This is a genomic window from Pigmentiphaga humi (genome assembly GCF_900606115.1).
GTDB lineage: Bacteria > Pseudomonadota > Gammaproteobacteria > Burkholderiales > Burkholderiaceae_B > Pigmentiphaga > Pigmentiphaga humi.
Genome location: NZ_UWPJ01000018.1, coordinates 74,049 through 89,367 on the forward strand (window position 1 = coordinate 74,049; position 15,319 = coordinate 89,367).

General features: G+C 67.7%; 12 protein-coding genes. 4 read left to right on the top strand and 8 right to left on the bottom strand.

The window, feature by feature from the left end; all coding sequences use genetic code 11:
- The first annotated feature begins 61 nt into the window (after positions 1-61).
- Positions 62-931, top strand: coding sequence for a DUF1838 family protein (locus PIGHUM_RS11920; RefSeq protein ID WP_124079816.1), 870 nt, complete (start codon positions 62-64; stop codon positions 929-931).
- Positions 932-953: 22 nt separating this feature from the next.
- Here the strand turns inward: PIGHUM_RS11920 and PIGHUM_RS11925 are convergent, their stop codons facing one another.
- The 6 genes from PIGHUM_RS11925 to zapE all read right to left on the bottom strand — a co-directional run bounded on the left by PIGHUM_RS11925 (position 954) and on the right by zapE (position 7,549).
- Entirely contained in the window at positions 954-1,706 is a 753-nt protein-coding gene (locus PIGHUM_RS11925; protein WP_124079817.1) for an ABC transporter ATP-binding protein, read from the bottom strand.
- Positions 1,703-2,572, bottom strand: a complete 870-nt coding sequence (locus PIGHUM_RS11930) for an ABC transporter permease (protein WP_124079818.1) — start codon at positions 2,570-2,572, stop codon at positions 1,703-1,705. The genes PIGHUM_RS11925 and PIGHUM_RS11930 overlap by 4 nt, the downstream gene beginning before the upstream one ends.
- A gap of 16 nt (positions 2,573-2,588) precedes the next feature.
- Complete coding sequence (locus PIGHUM_RS11935) at positions 2,589-3,605, bottom strand: ABC transporter substrate-binding protein (protein ID WP_160142244.1); 1,017 nt, start codon at positions 3,603-3,605, stop codon at positions 2,589-2,591.
- Between the two features lie 213 nt (positions 3,606-3,818).
- Positions 3,819-5,162 (bottom strand): LLM class flavin-dependent oxidoreductase, encoded by a 1,344-nt coding sequence (locus tag PIGHUM_RS11940; protein WP_124079820.1) that lies wholly within the window; start codon positions 5,160-5,162, stop codon positions 3,819-3,821.
- 255 nt (positions 5,163-5,417) lie between these two features.
- Positions 5,418-6,302 carry an alpha/beta hydrolase gene (locus tag PIGHUM_RS11945; protein WP_124079821.1) on the bottom strand — a complete coding sequence of 295 codons (885 nt, stop codon included), beginning with the start codon at positions 6,300-6,302 and terminating at the stop codon, positions 5,418-5,420.
- Between the two features lie 152 nt (positions 6,303-6,454).
- On the bottom strand, positions 6,455-7,549 hold the full coding sequence (zapE, locus tag PIGHUM_RS11950) for a cell division protein ZapE (RefSeq protein WP_124079822.1): 1,095 nt from the start codon (positions 7,547-7,549) through the stop codon (positions 6,455-6,457).
- Between the two features lie 198 nt (positions 7,550-7,747).
- Here zapE and ku point away from each other — a divergent pair, with 198 nt between their 5' ends.
- The 3 genes from ku to PIGHUM_RS11965 all read left to right on the top strand — a co-directional run bounded on the left by ku (position 7,748) and on the right by PIGHUM_RS11965 (position 12,380).
- A complete protein-coding gene (gene ku, locus PIGHUM_RS11955) occupies positions 7,748-8,635 on the top strand; it encodes a non-homologous end joining protein Ku (protein WP_124079823.1) in 888 nt (295 codons plus the stop codon).
- 21 nt (positions 8,636-8,656) lie between these two features.
- A complete protein-coding gene (gene ligD, locus PIGHUM_RS11960; protein WP_124079824.1) occupies positions 8,657-11,077 on the top strand; it encodes a DNA ligase D in 2,421 nt (806 codons plus the stop codon).
- 421 nt (positions 11,078-11,498) lie between these two features.
- Positions 11,499-12,380 carry a hypothetical protein gene (locus PIGHUM_RS11965; RefSeq protein ID WP_124079825.1) on the top strand — a complete coding sequence of 294 codons (882 nt, stop codon included), beginning with the start codon at positions 11,499-11,501 and terminating at the stop codon, positions 12,378-12,380.
- Positions 12,381-12,497: 117 nt separating this feature from the next.
- On the opposite strand, the gene lpdA is transcribed toward PIGHUM_RS11965, so the two are convergent.
- Together lpdA and odhB are read right to left on the bottom strand one after the other, a co-directional pair.
- On the bottom strand, positions 12,498-13,925 hold the full coding sequence (gene lpdA, locus PIGHUM_RS11970) for a dihydrolipoyl dehydrogenase (protein ID WP_124079826.1): 1,428 nt from the start codon (positions 13,923-13,925) through the stop codon (positions 12,498-12,500).
- Positions 13,926-14,072: 147 nt separating this feature from the next.
- On the bottom strand, positions 14,073-15,290 hold the full coding sequence (gene odhB / locus PIGHUM_RS11975) for a 2-oxoglutarate dehydrogenase complex dihydrolipoyllysine-residue succinyltransferase (protein ID WP_124079827.1): 1,218 nt from the start codon (positions 15,288-15,290) through the stop codon (positions 14,073-14,075).
- Between the last annotated feature and the right edge of the window lie 29 nt (positions 15,291-15,319).

A 15,319-nucleotide genomic window follows, 5' to 3' on the forward strand; every position in this document is an offset into this window, starting at 1 on the left:
AATCGGGCTCCGGCGCGCCGACACCGTGCCGGAGCTTTTTCCTTGCCTGGGAATCCACCGCATGAAGACCTGCCCCGCCTCGCCCGCCGACCTGGACCTCGCGCAGCCCAGCGACGCGCTGGCCGCGCTGCGCAAGCTGTTCTGTTCGACCGTCGACGCCAAGCCGGTCGTCTACCATTGGTCGGGCCAGGCGTGGGCGCGGCGCGAAGGCGAACCGGATCGGCTGCTGTTCAAGGTGGAAGGCATGAATATCCGCCAGTGCGGCACGCTGCAGGACGCCGAACGCGGCACGGGATTCCGGCTGGTCTCGCGCGAATTGATGCTGTACCTGGACCCGCTGAGCGGCGAACCGCTGGAGACGTGGCGCAACCCGTGGACCGGTGCCGAGGTGCCCGTCATGCACGTGGCCAACGATCCCGTGAACATGCCGCCGTTCTTCGAGCGCGATAGCCAGGGCCGGCCCTTCCCCTCCCCGTTCCGCGTCCAGGGCGAGCGCGTGTTCGCGCGCAGCGAAATCCCGCTGTTCTACCCCAACCCGCTCGCCGGCGACTACCAGGAGCACGTCGGCAACCACTATCACGCCATGGAGATCTTCGACTTTGTGGCCGACCGCGCCCGGCTGCTGGACCGGCACGCCGATACGGGCGACGCGGCCCTGGCGTGGGTGCGCATCGCGCCGTGGCTGCCGTTCATGAAGATGGGGAGCCGTCCGGGGCTGATGGTGTTCAACGCCATGGGCCAGACGGTCGAGAGTATCGATGCCCTGCCCGCCGTGTTGCGCGACGCCATCGCCAACCATTACCCGAGCTACGCCGCGCCGCCGCCGCTGGACGACAACCGTCCCAATGCCACCAGTTGGACCGTGGCGCGCCAGGCCATCGACGCGGACCGGCGGGCTGCGCCCGCTGTGCCCGCGCAGCCCGGCCGCTGAGGACCGCAGCCGGGCGCGCCGGTCAGACCCCGACCGCCACTCCCAGCGCATCCAGCAGCCGATTGCGCAGGGCGTCGAACGCCGCCGACGAACGGTTGCGCGGATGCGGCAGGTCGACGCGCGCGTCGAGACGGAAGCTGCCCTCGTCCATGACCAGCACCCGGTCCGCCAGCACCAGGGCCTCATCGACGTCATGGGTCACCAGCAGCACCGTGGGCCGGTGCACTTCCACCAGCCGGAACAGCAGGTCGTGCATCTTGATGCGGGTCAGCGCATCGAGCGCGCCGAACGGTTCGTCGGCCAGCAATAGCTGCGGCCCCCGCGCCAGCGAACGGGCCAGCGCCACGCGCTGCTGTTCGCCGCCCGACAGGGTATTGGGCCACGCGTCTTCCTTGCCCGCCAGGCCGACCGCCGCGAGCACCTCGCGCGCGCGGCGTCCGGGATCCGGCCCGCGCAGGCCGAGCATGACGTTGTCGAGCACGGAGTCCCAGGGCAGCAGCCGCGAGTCCTGGAACAGCACCGAGAGGTGATCGGGCACGGTGATCGCCCCCGAGCCGCGCGCGCCTTCGTCCAGATCGGCGAGCGCGCGCAGAAAGGTGCTCTTGCCCGAACCGCTCTTGCCTATGATCGCGACGAACTCGCCCGGCGCGATGTCGATGGAAACATTGTCCAGCACCACCTTGTCGCCGAATGCGCGGACCAGGTTGCGGACCCTCACCGGCCGCCGCGCGGCCTGCGCCGGCGCGGATGCGTGTCGTTCCAGGATCTGCGTCATTGTCCCAGCGCCTTCCGGTATGCGAGCGTCCTGCGTTCCCAGGCGCGCACCAGTGCGTCCGAAACCAGTCCCAGCCCCGCGTAGATGATCAGGCCGACGACGATGACGTCGGTCTGCCCGTATTCGCGCGCGCGGTTCATCAGGAACCCGACGCCTTCGGTGGTGTTGATCTGTTCGAGCACCACCAGCGACGTCCAGCACGTGGTCACCGCCAGCCTCAGTCCGGTGAAGAAGCCCGGCAGCGCCCCGGGAAAAGCGACGCGTTTCAGAAACTCGCCATGCCCCAGGCCGAGCGTACGCGCGAGTTCCACGTAGCGCAGGTCGATGCCGCGCAGGCTGGCATGCGTGTTGATGTACACGGGAACCAGCACCGCGAGCGTAATGATGGTGACCTTCATGGCTTCGCCTATGCCCAGCCACAGGATCGCCAGCGGGATCAAGGCCAGGGTCGGCACCGCCCGCTTGACCTGGACCAGTCCATCCACGGCCGCCTCGCCGCTGCGGGTCAGGCCCGACACCAGGGCCAGCACCAGCCCCAGCACGACGCCCAGCACCAGGCCGCTGTAGGCGCGCACCGCGGACGCCATGAGATGCGCGCCCAGCGCGCCGTCCACCCATAGCTCATAGCCGGTGGCCAGTGCCGCCGACGGGGGAGCCAGAAGCTGGGGCGGCAGCCAGCCTACCTCGGAAGCAAGTTGCCAGAGCACCAGCACCACGGCGGGGCCGAGCAGGTAGGCGCCGCGCGGCAGCTTGCGCGGCGCCAGGCGCTGCGCGCCGGAACGGGTTTCCACCAAGGGCAGGACAATGGCAGGCGCGGCCGCGGGCGCGCCGTCCAGCACGAGGGTATCGGAGTTCAGTGGCTGCATCGTCTATCCTCCCGCGTCAAAGATCGCTCTTGGCGGCCTGGGCGCCGATCTGGTCGAAACGGAAGTCGAACTCTTCTTTCGCTTCCAGGCGTTTGGGAATCTCGCCCGCGGCGTGGATCAGGTCGATGATGTGCTGCTGGCGCGGCACGACCGCGCTCAGCGCCGGGAACGACGATTTGCCCTGCGACGCGTGCACCGTCGCGCCCACGTCCGCCGGCAGGTTCTGGCTCTTGACGTAGTAGGCCTTGATCCATGCTTCGGGGTTGGCCTCGGTCCATTGCACCGCCTTCGCCCAATGCCGCACGAAAGCGGCGATCGCGGCGGTGCGCACCGGGTCGCGCAGCGAGGTCTGGCTCGCATAGAGATAGTTCAGGTTGCGCGGCAGCCCCTCTTGCGCGCCGAGATCGAGCGCCTGGGCGCCGTCCTTCTTGAAGCTGGTGAGGTAGCGCGAGAACGGCGGCTCGTTCATCGGTGCGATGTCGACTTCGCCGGTACGCACGGCATCGGTGAAATCGACGATGCGCAGCGGCACCAGCGTGACGTCCTTCTTGGTCAGCCCCGCTTTCTGCAGCGTGGCCAGCACGAAGGGCTGGACGGCCGTCCCTTCCGCATAGGCGATTTTCTTGCCGCGCAGGTCGCCGAGCTTGCGGATGTCCGAACCGGGCTTGAGCGCATACCGATAGGTGGGCGCGTCGGTCAGCTTGGCGCCGACGATGGGCAAGGGATAGCCCGATACGTGGGCCTGCACCGGCGGCGCATCGCCGACGATGGCCAGGTCGAGCGCGCCGCCGCGGAAGGCCTCGAGAATAGCCGGCCCGCCGCGGAAGTCGGCGAACTTGACCTTGAAAGGAAGTTTCTTCTGTTCGCCGGAGGCGGCGAAAGCCACCTGCAATTGCTGGCGCTGGTCGGCCACGACCAATTGGAAATCCGGTGGAACCTTGGCGTCGAAATCCCCCGCGGCGCGGGCGGAGGCGGCGGGCAGCGCGGCGGCGCCCAGGGTCAGGGTGGCAAGAAGGCGAAAAATGGGCGTCATGGTAAGCAAGGTCCTCGATAATGTTTTCAGGGTGTTGGGAGGGTGTCCGATCCAGGGCACAGCGGATCCGGCTCCGCCGGTCCGCAAGTAGAGCCCCTTGGGCCCGGCGCCGGGCCGCCCCAAGGCGGGCCCAGGCCCCCTCGGGGAGCTGCCGCGTAGCGGCCGGGGGCCCGCCATTCAGGGCGCGCGTCAGCGCGTAAGGGGAGCTTCACCTCAGGCGGTCTGCCGGCGGGCTTGGGCGTACTGGCTTTCGGGGCGCGGCAATCCGTAGTGGCCGCGCAGCGTGCGGTGCGCGTAGCGTTCGCGGAAGAGGCCGCGCCGCCTCAGGATGGGCACGACCTCGTCGGCGAACAGCTCGAAGCCGCCCGGCATCCAGGGCGGCATGACATTGAAGCCGTCGGCCGCGCCCTGTTCGAACCAGCGCTGGATCTCGTCGGCGATGCGCTCGGGCGTGCCCGCCAGCACGAAGTGGCCGCGCGCGCCGGCCAGGCGGCGGATCAGTTGGCGCAGCGTGGGCCGCTCGCGGTCGATGATGTCGACGATCAGCTTGAAACGGCTGTAGGAAGCCAGCTTGCCCTGCCGGTCGATCAGCTCGGCGGCGACCGGGGCGTCCAGGTCGTGGCGGCTGAAATCCACGCCCAGCCGGGCCGACAGTTCCGCCAGGGAGAATTCGGGCTGGATCAGTTCGTCGAACGCTTCCTCCAGGCGCCGCGCCTCGACCTCGGTGCTGCCGATGAATGCGCTGATGCCGGGCAGCACTTTGATGTGCTCGGCGCTCCGCCCCAGGGCGACCGCCCGGCGCTTGATGTCGGTGTAGAACTGCCTGGCGCCGTCGAGCGTCTGGTGGGCCGTGAAGATGGCCTCGGCGAAGCGCGCCGCGAACGATCGGCCTTCTTCCGACGACCCCGCCTGCACGTACACCGGCCGGCCCTGCGGCGAGCGCGAGGTGCTGAGCGCGCCGCCCACCCGGAAATACTTGCCCACGTGGCGGATCGGATGAATCTTTGCGGTGTCTGCGAAGACGCCCGAAGCCCGATCCGCCAGCAGCGCGTCGTCCTCCCAGCTATCCCACAGCTTGCCCGCCACGTCGAGGAACTCGGTGGCGCGTGCGTAGCGGTCGCCGTGCTCCGGATGCGCATCGAGGCCGAAGTTCAGCGGCGACTTGCCCTCGTGCGTCGTAACGATGTTCCAGCCTGCCCGGCCTCCGCTCAGGTGGTCGAGCGCGGCGAACTGGCGCGCCAGGTTGTACGGTTCGGTATATGTCGTGGTGGCCGTGCCGATCAGCCCGATGTGCGAGGTCGCGGCGGCGATCGCGGACAGCCAGGTCAGGGGCTCGAGGCGGAATCGCGCCGCATACCGGATGTTCTCGGGCAGCACCGGACTGTCGGCCAGGAAGATGGCGTCGAACGTCGCCTGCTCGGCGCGCTGCGCGAGCGCCTGGTAGTAGCCGAGGTCCTGCAGCGTATCGAGGCCGGTCTGCGGATAGCGCCACGCGGCCTCGTGGTGGCCCGCGGGGTAGACGAAAAGATTGAGGGAAAGCTGTCGGCGTGCGCTCACGTATCCTGCTCCATGAAGCCGCGGAGCGTGGGCGGGCGCGACGGCGCTCACCCGCCTGTCCAGCCTCCGCGGCGTGGGCTGTATTGCTGAATGGGTGAAATCATCTTAGGGATCGCTCCGGCCCGCTCCTACTACATTCTCGACATGAACTAATGGCGCGGCGGGCGCGATGCCGCGATGCGGACGGACGAACGCCGGCCCGGCCCGCTCGGCCGCGCCGGATGTCCTGCAAGAAAGCGGGAAGCCCCTTGCCGATCAGTCCTGGAAGAAGCGCACGAACCACCGGTAGGTGGATTCGGGGTCCTCTTCCGGCACGTAGTGGCCGGATTCGGTGGCGCCGCCTACCACCGGCAGCGCGGCGCGCTCCTGCCAGATCGACAGCACGTCCCCGGCCGCGCCCACGCCGCCATGGCGGCCCCACAAGACCAGCAGCGGCGCGGCGACCTTGTTGCCGGCCTGGATGTCGGCGGTGTCCATCTCGAGATCGATGGAGGCGCAGGCGCGGTAATCCTCGCACGAGGCGTGGATGGTCTTCTCGTTGAAACAGCGCACGTACTCGTCGAAGACTTCCTTGGGGAAGAAGTCCAGCCCGCGCCCGTTCTTGGAAAGCTTGTGGCGCATGAACCAGTCCGCCGGCACGCTGCCCATCAGCCGTTCGGGAAACGGCTCGGGCTGGATCATGAACGTCCAGTGCCAGGCATCGGTCGCCCACTTCTTGTCGACGTGCGTCCACACATGCTGGCTGGGCAGGATGTCCAGGATCGCGGCCTTGCGCACCCGTCCGGGATGATCCAGGCACATCCGGTGCACCGTCCGGCCGCCGCGGTCGTGGCCCGCGACGTAGAAACTGTCGAAGCCCAGCGCGCGCATGACCTCGACCTGGTCCTGGGCCATCGCGCGGAAAGAATAATGTTCGTGCCGCGCGCCGCCGTCGCGCGGGCCGATGCTGTCGCCATAGCCGCGCAGGTCGGCCGCCACCACGGTATAGCGCTCGGCCAAGCGGTCGGCGATGCGATGCCAGCTCAGATGCGTGGCGGGATTGCCGTGCAAAAGCAGCAGCGGCGGCCCGCTGCCGCCATGGCGCAGGTGTATGCGCGCCCCGGCGGTCTCGATATCCGCCGTCGAAAAACCCTCGAACATGTCGCCTCTCCCCGCTCATGTCCCGCAGGCGCGCAACAACGCGCCCGGCTTCGGGACCGCAAGTCCAAAAGAGACATTATGTTGCCGCGCCCGCGATGCTGGAAATGCGCAGTTCGCATAAGCATCTGCGCAAACGGGCAAGCCGGCCGCCGCTACAAGGTGGCGGCAGCCCTGCGCTCGGCGTCGAGATACTCGCGCGACTGCATTTCCAGCAGGCGCGAGACGGTGCGGTGGAACTCGTTGGCCAGCGCCCCTTCGGTATAGAGCTCCTCGGGCTCGCAGGCGGCCGAGATGATCAGCTTGACCTTGTGGTCGTAGAACACGTCCACCAGCCAGGTGAAGCGCCGGGCTTCGGAAGCCTGGCGCGGCCCCATGCGCGGCACGCCGGACAGGATCACCGCGTGGAAGCGGCTGGCGAGTTCGAGGTAGTCGTTCTGCGAACGCGGGCCGCCGCACAGCGTGGCGAAGTCGAACCAGACCACGGTGCCGGACAGCTTGCGCGCCTTGATCTGGCGGTGTTCGATGGACAGCACCGGCGGTTCGATGGGCGGCGTATCGGCCAGCGCCTCGAAGGCCTGCTCCAGCGACGCATCGGCCTGCGCGTCGAGCGGACTGTGGTAGATCTCGACCTGCTCGAGCGCGCGGCGGCGGTAGTCCACGCCGGAATCGACGTTGAGCACGTCCATTTTTTCCTGGATCAGCTTGATCGCCGGCAGGATGCGATCGCGATGCAGGCCGTCCGGATAAAGCGTGGACGGCTCGTAGTTGGAAGTCATCACGAACGAGGTGCCGTTCTCGAACAGCGCCAGCAGCAGCCGGTACAGGATCATCGCATCGGCCACGTCGGAAACGTGGAATTCGTCGAAGCAGATCAGCCGGTAGCGGCGCGCGATGCGGCGCGCCACTTCATCGAGCGGATCGGCCATGCCCTTGACCTCGTCCAGTTCGCGGTGCACGCCGCGCATGAACTCGTGGAAGTGCAGGCGCGTCTTGCGCCGCACCGGCACGGTGGCGTAGAAGGCATCCATCAGGAAGCTCTTGCCGCGCCCCACTCCGCCCCACATGTACACGCCGCGTGGCACGCCGGGGCGTTTCAGCAGGCGCTTGAGGGCATTCGAACGCAGCGACTTGAATTGCACCCAGTCATCGTAGTAACGCTGCAGGCGCTCGATGGCCGCCCACTGGGCGGCGTCTGGCTTGAACCCGCGCTCGGCCAACGCGTGTTCGTAGTATTCGCGGACGTTCATTGCGGACGGGCAAAAGGGAAGAGTATACGTCGGCCGCCGGCCGCGCCCGCTCCCGTCCGGGGCCGGCGCGCGGTATCGGAATGTGCTTCCAGACCTGTCGCCGCCCCGCCGCCGATAACAGTCTGCTACCAGTTGGCATGCCGGGCTCGGATATGCTGGATAGGACGTCTTCACGACATCCACGCAAAGGGGCACGCCATGGCCGCCACGGCACGCACACTCTGGAAAGGCGCGATCAGCTTCGGCCTGGTCCATATCCCGGTGGGGCTGTATACGGCTACCCAGGAAAGCGAACTGGATTTCGACTGGCTCGATAAGCGCACCATGGATCCGGTAGGCTACAAGCGCATCAACAAGCGCACCGGCCGCGAAATCACCCGCGAAAACATCGTCAAGGGCATTGCCTACGAGGACGGGCGCTACGTGCTCCTGTCGGACGACGAGATCCGCGCCGCCTATCCCGAGTCCACGCAGACCATAGAAATCGAGGCCTTCGTGCAAGCCAGCGAGATTCCCTTCGTCTACCTGGAACGCCCCTACTACCTCGCCCCGCTGGGCAAGGGCGCCAAGGTCTATGCCCTGCTGCGCGAGGCGCTGCTCAAGACCGGAAGGGTCGGCATCGCCCGCGTCGTGATCCAGACCAAGCAGCACCTGGCCGCGCTCATTCCCGCCGGACCGGGGCTGATCCTGAACCTGCTCCGCTGGGCCGACGAAATCCGCTCCTGGGAGAACCTCGACCTTCCCGAGGAGGGCTCCCGGGCTGCCGGCATCTCGCCGCGCGAAATGAAAATGGCCGAGCAGTTGATCGACGACATGACCGATAAATGGGAGCCCGGACGCTACCAGGACGAGTTCAAGGAAAAGATCCTGCAACTGGTGCAGACCAAGATCGAAGCCGAAGAAACGGAGGCCGTCACGCCGATGGCCTCGCTGGAGGAAAGCCGTCCCACGGCCGACATCGTGGATCTGACCGAACTGCTCAAGCGCAGCCTGGAGAAAAACAAAGGGGACGCCAAGTCCGCACGCGGCGGCGGCAGCGGAAACGGCAGCCGCACCCGCGGCGGCAAAACCCGGCACAGCGCCTAACGGACATCGGGGAGCGCAGCCATGCCCAAGCGCGACGATCTGCGAACCTATCGCGCCAAACGCGATTTTTCCCACACCCCCGAACCGGCCGAGGGCGGCAAACCAGGCGACCAGGCGCTGTCGTTCGTGGTCCAGCGTCATGCGGCCCGCCGCCTGCACTACGATTTCCGGCTGGAACTCGACGGTACGCTCAAGAGCTGGGCCATTCCCAAAGGACCCAGCCTGGATCCGGGCGTCAAGCGCATGGCGGTCCAGGTCGAGGATCACCCGTTGTCCTACGGCAGCTTCGAAGGCCGGATCCCGGAGGGGCACTACGGCGCGGGAGAGGTTGCCATCTGGGACGCCGGCACCTGGGTGCCGCTGGAGAATCCGCGCAAAGGCTATCGCGACGGCAAGCTCAAGTTCGAGCTTCGGGGCACCAAACTGCATGGGTTGTGGGCGCTGGTGCGCATGCGCAAGGCGGAGAAGCAGCCGGCATGGCTGCTGATCAAGGAGCAGGACGACTACGCGGTGACCGGCCCGCAAGCCGACGCGGAGGAGGCCTCCCCGCCGGCGCCGGCCTATGCAGAACTGCCGGCCAGCCTCGAACCGCAGCTGGCTACGCTGGTCGACGCCGCGCCGGCCGATGCCGAGCATTGGCAATACGAGTTGAAGTTCGACGGCTACCGCGTCCTGGCCCGCATCGAAAACGGCACGGTCCGCCTGTTCACGCGAACCGGCAAGGACTGGACCCACAAACTGGCGCAATTGCGCGACGCCCTGGCCGCCATGCAACTGGCCGACGCCTGGCTGGATGGGGAAGTCATCGTGCCCGATGAACACGGCATCCCCGATTTCCAGGCCTTGCAGCAAGCCTTCGAGACAGGCAGCGCGCGCGGCGCGGTGTACTTCCTGTTCGACATTCCTTTCTATGCCGGCCGGGATCTGCGCCAACTGCCGCTCACCGATCGCCGCGCCACCCTGCGCGGCCTGATGGCGGGCGCCGATCCGGCCCTGGTGCGGTTCAGCGACGACTTCGACGCCCTGCCGCGCGATTTGGTGGCCTCGGCCTGCAAGCTCGGCTTCGAAGGGGTAATCGGCAAGCGCAAGGACGGCGGCTACCGTTCGGGGCGTTCCTCGGACTGGATCAAGCTCAAATGCCAGAACCGGCAGGAATTCGTCATCGGCGGCTATACCGACCCCAAAGGCAGCAGGACGGGGCTGGGCGCGCTCCTGCTGGGGTTCTACGATGAGGACGGCACACTGCGCTATGCGGGGAACGTGGGCTCGGGCTTCGATCAACGCACGCTGGCGTCGTTGAAAAAGCGCCTGGATGATCTCGCCGCGCCGCAGCCGCCTTTCGTGCGCAATACTGCCGGCATGGGCCGCGCGCATTGGGTCCGTCCCGAACTGCTGGCCGAGGTGTCGTTCGCCGAGTGGACAGCGGGCGGCCACATCCGGCAAGGCGTATTCCGCGGCCTGCGCGCCGACAAACCCGCGCAGGCGGTGGTGCGCGAACGGCCCACGGCGCCTCCCAAGGAGTCCGAAACCATGCAGAGCAACGGCCTGCCCTCTTCCTTCCGCGTCACCCATCCCGGCCGGGTCATCGACAAGCAGAGCGGCATCACCAAGCTGCAGCTCATTCAATGCTACGCCGCGCTCGCGCCGCTCATCCTGCCCCATCTCAAAGATCGCCCCGTCGCCCTCGTCCGAGCGCCCGACGGCATAGGCGGCGAGCTCTTCTTCCAGAAACATGCCGACCGGGCGGCGCTGCCCGGGGTCGTGCGACTGCCCCAGGAACTGGATCCCGGCCATCCTCCGCTGATGAAGATCGACAACCTGCAAGGCCTGCTGTCGGTGGCGCAGATGAACACCATCGAACTGCACACCTGGAACGGCGTGGACCATGCCATTTCCACCCCCGACAGAATGACGTTCGACCTGGACCCGGGCGAAGGCGTGGACTGGCTCCGGATCCAGGAAGGAACTCGGCTGGTGCGCGTCTTCCTGCAGGAACTCGGCTTGCCGGCCTTTCTCAAGACCAGCGGCGGCAAGGGCATGCACATCGTCGTTCCGCTGCGGCCCGAGTACGGCTGGGATGCGGTGAAGGGGTTCTCGCGCGCCATCGTCCAGCATCTGGCCGCCACCCTGCCCAGCCATTTCGTGGCCAAGAGCGGGCCGCGCAACCGCGTGGGCAAGATATTCATCGACTATCTGCGCAACGGCTTCGGGGCAACGACCGTCTGCGCCTGGTCGGTGCGCGCGCGGCCGGGGCTGGCCGTATCCGTGCCCGTCGGCTGGGACGAACTGGATACGCTGACCGGTTCGGCGCATTGGAGCCTGTACGTGCTGGGCGATCGGCTGGCCACGGGCAACACGCCCTGGGCGGACTACGAGCGCTCGCGGATCTCGCTGGCCGATGCGATGCGCCGGCTGGACTTCGACCCGAGCGAGGATGCCTGATCCGGGGCCCGAACAAGCGCCGACTTGACGATCCGGCGCCAACTGGTAGCATGCCGCTGCTGCCCATGTTCCGCATGGCTGCGATTGCCCGGAATTTCGTCATGCCTTACCGCCCCGCCCTGCTCTGTTCGCGGTGGCCCGCCCTGACCGGACCACGCCTGTGGCGCCTAGCGCCAGGCCCCGCGGCGCACGGCGATTTCGCTCCCTACAGTTTCCCCCAGGCTCTGAAAACCCTGTTCCTCGACGCGCAGGAAGCCGCTTCGCGTTCCGCCTACGCGCGCTCCAAACCCGGCTAACGGCCAGTCCTCACGCTCTCGCGCATTCCGATGGCCGCCCAGCGGTCTCGTCGGAACAGCGCCCGCACGTCCGCATGGCCTCCCGCCATGCGGACGCTTCCGCTCATCACCAGAGCCCGGACGCCATGGACCTCACCAAGCAATTCGTCAAAGCCAAGAACCCCTGCACCAGCGGCTACCGCTGGTTCATCCGCGACCACCAGGGCCAGGGGGATTATCAGCCTGTGCTGGATGCGCTGGTCGCAGCCGGCCGGATCGACGACGCCTGCTGGCTGCTGGACCAGTTCGGCCCGATCGACGCCGTGCTGCGGCTCGATAGCGTCGAGGCCCATGCCATCGTCTTCGCCGGCACCCTCGAAGTCAGCCAGGACATTCGCGTGGACACCCTGGTCCGCACCGGCGCGAGCCTGCGCGCCCGTGGCGGCATACGCGCGGGCACGGCGATCGTCGCCGGCGCGGACATCGAGACCGGCGGCAACCTGGCCAGCGGCGGCCACATCCGCGCCGGCGGCGACATCGAAGCCGGCTGGGGGATAGAGGCCGGGACAGTGCTGGAATCGGGCGGCCAATGCCGCGCCAAATGGGACATCCGCGCAGGCGGCGACATCCAGGTCAAGCTGATGCTCCAGGCGGACGGCAGCATCGAAGCCGGCCATGCCGTGCGCTGCGAGCGCGGCATCCGCGCCGGGGCGGACCTGCGCGCCGCGCATGACCTGATCGCCGGCCAGGGCATGCTCGCCGGCGGCAGCATCGTCGGAGACAACCATATCGATGCGGGCTGGGGCATCCGCGCCGCCGAGGACATCCTGGCCCAAGGCGCGATCCGCTCCGGCGAAGGCATCGAGGCAAATGGACGCATCGCCTGCGGCGAAGGCTACGGCATCTACGCCGGGCTGCAGGTCAGGCGCGATGCCTGGCCCAGCAGCGCGCGCGTGGCCGCATCCCGGATGCCGGACGGACTGATGAGCGGGCACTGGGAGCTTCTGGCCTGCGTCCACGGAAACTAGCGGAGCCGGCACGCACTGCCGCGCCGGCCAGGAGCGGTAACTCCGCCCTCCCGGCGCCCCAAAAAGAAAAAACCGCCGGCTTGCGCGCGGCGGTTTTCTCCGACTAGCCCGTATCGCTCAGAAATTCAGCGCACGCTTGTCCACCGCCAGCGCGGCTTCCTTGACGGCCTCGGACAGCGAGGGGTGCGCATGGCAGATGCGGGCGATGTCTTCCGACGCCGCGCGGAACTCCATGGCCACCACGCATTCCGAAATCAGTTCGGAGGCTTGCGGGCCGACGATGTGCACGCCCAGGATCTCGTCCGTCTTGGCGTCGGCGATGACCTTGACCAGGCCGGTGGTGTCGCCCAGCGCGCGGGCGCGGCCGTTCGCCAGGAACGGGAAGGTGCCGACCTTGTACTCGCGGCCTTCGGTCTTGAGCGCCTGCTCGGTCTTGCCCACCCACGAGATCTCGGGCGAGGTGTAGATGACCGACGGGATGGTGTTGAAGTTGACGTGGCCATGCTGGCCGGCGATGCGCTCGGCCACGGCAACGCCCTCTTCTTCCGCCTTGTGCGCCAGCATCGGGCCGCGCACGACGTCGCCGACGGCCCAGACGTTGGGCAGGCCGGTGCGGCAGTCGTCGTCCACGGCGATGAAGCCGCGCTCGTCCAGCTTCAGGCCCACGCCTTCGGCGTTCAGGCCCTGGGTGTTGGGTACGCGGCCGATCGAGACGATCAGCTTGTCCACGGCCAGCGACTGCTCGGCGCCCGCGGCGTCGGTGTACTTGACCGTGACGTTCTTGGACGCGGCCTTGACGTCGCCGATCTTGACGCCCAGGTTGATTTTCAGGCCCTGCTTGGTCAGGACCTTCAGCGCTTCCTTGGCGATCTGCTCGTCGGCGGCCGGCAGGAAAGCCGGCATGGCTTCGAGCACGGTGACCTCGGCGCCCAGGCGGCGCCACACGCTGCCCAGTTCCAGGCCGATCACGCCGGCGCCGATCACGCCCAGGCGCTTGGGCACGCTGCCGATGGCCAGCGCGCCGTCGTTGGACAGCACCTGTTTTTCATCGAACGGCAGGCCCGGCAGCGCGCGCGGGCTGGAACCGGTGGCGACGATGACGTGCTTGGCCACGAGCTCTTCCTCGGCCTTGCCCGTCACCTTGATCGACCAGCCGCCGTCGACCTGGCCCGAGAACGCGCCCGTGCCGTGGAAGAAGGTGACCTTGTTCTTCTTGAACAGGAACAGGATGCCGTCGTTGTTCTGCTTGACGACCGTGTCCTTGCGCGCGATCAGCTTGGCCAGGTCCAGGCCCAGGCCCTTGACCTCGATGCCATGGTCGGCGAAGTGGTGGCCGGCATGCTCGTAATACTCGGACGATTGCAGCAGTGCCTTCGAAGGGATGCAGCCCACGTTGGTGCACGTACCGCCAGGCGCCGGGGCGCCCTTGGCGTTGCTCCAGGCGTCGATGCAGGCGACCGACATGCCCAGCTGGGCGGCGCGGATCGCGGCGATGTACCCGCCGGGACCGGCACCGATGACGACGACGTCGAATTGCTTACTCATTTCATTTTTCCAGTTAGAAGGACCCGCTTAACCCAGGGCGCCGGGCCGTCCCCCACTAGCGTGGTGGTAACCCAGGATGCGGTGGATCCGGCTCCGCCGGTCCACCCGCATCGCCCCCTGGGGGGCGCGCGTAAGCGCGTAGGGGGGTCAGATATCCAGCAGCAGGCGCTGCGGGTCTTCCAGGGCTTCCTTCATGGCGACCAGGCCCAGCACGGCTTCGCGGCCGTCGATGATGCGGTGGTCGTACGACATCGCCAGGTAGTTCATCGGGCGGATGACGATCTGGCCGTTTTCCACCACGGCGCGGTCCTTGGTGGCGTGCACGCCGAGGATGGCCGATTGCGGCGGGTTGATGATGGGGGTGGACAGCATCGAGCCGAAGGTGCCGCCGTTGGAGATCGAGAACGTGCCGCCGGTCAGATCGTCCAGGCTCAGCTTGCCTTCCTTGGCCTTCTGGCCGAATTCGGCGATCTTCTTCTCGATGTCGGCCAGGCTCAGCTGGTCGGCGTTGCGCAGGATGGGCACGACCAGACCGCGCGGGCTGCCCACGGCGATGCCGATGTCGAAGTAGCCGTGGTAGACCACGTCCTTGCCGTCGACCGAGGCGTTGATGACCGGGTAGCGCTTCAGGGCCGCCACGGCGGCCTTCACGAAGAAGGACATGAAGCCCAGCTTGACGCCGTGCTCCTTCTCGAACTTGTCTTTGTACTTCGCGCGCAGGTCGATCACGGCCTGCATGTTGACCTCGTTGAACGTGGTCAGGATGGCGTTCTCGGCTTGCGACTGCAGCAGGCGCTCGGCGACGCGGGCGCGCAGGCGGCTCATCGGCACGCGCTGTTCCGGACGGCCGTTGACCAGCGTGGCGGCCTCGTTGACGACGGGCGCGGGCTTGGCGGCGGAAGCCGGGGCAGCGGCGGCGCCCAGGGCGTCGCCCTTGGTGATGCGGCCGCCGCGGCCGGTGCCTGCGACGGATTCGGGCGCGATGCCCTGCTCGGCCAGCAGCTTGGCGGCGGCGGGCGACGGGATCGAGGAAGCGGGGGCAGCGGCAGGCGCGGCGGCGGCCGGAGCAGCCGCCGGGGCGGGAGCGGCAGCGGGAGCGGCAGCGGGAGCGGCAGCGGCCTTGCCTTCGGTGTCGATCTTGGCGATGACTTCTTCCGAGGCCACGGTGCTGCCGTCGCTCTTGACGATCTCGGCCAGCACGCCGTCGGCCGGCGCCGGCACTTCCAGCACGACCTTGTCGGTTTCGATTTCAATCACGATCTCGTCGCGCGAGATGGCTTCGCCCGGCTTCTTCTTCCAGGTCAGCAGCGTGCCTTCCGAAACCGATTCAGAAAATTGGGGGACTTTTACGTCGACTATTGCCATGTCAGTGTTTCCGCAAGTTTGGGAGTTCT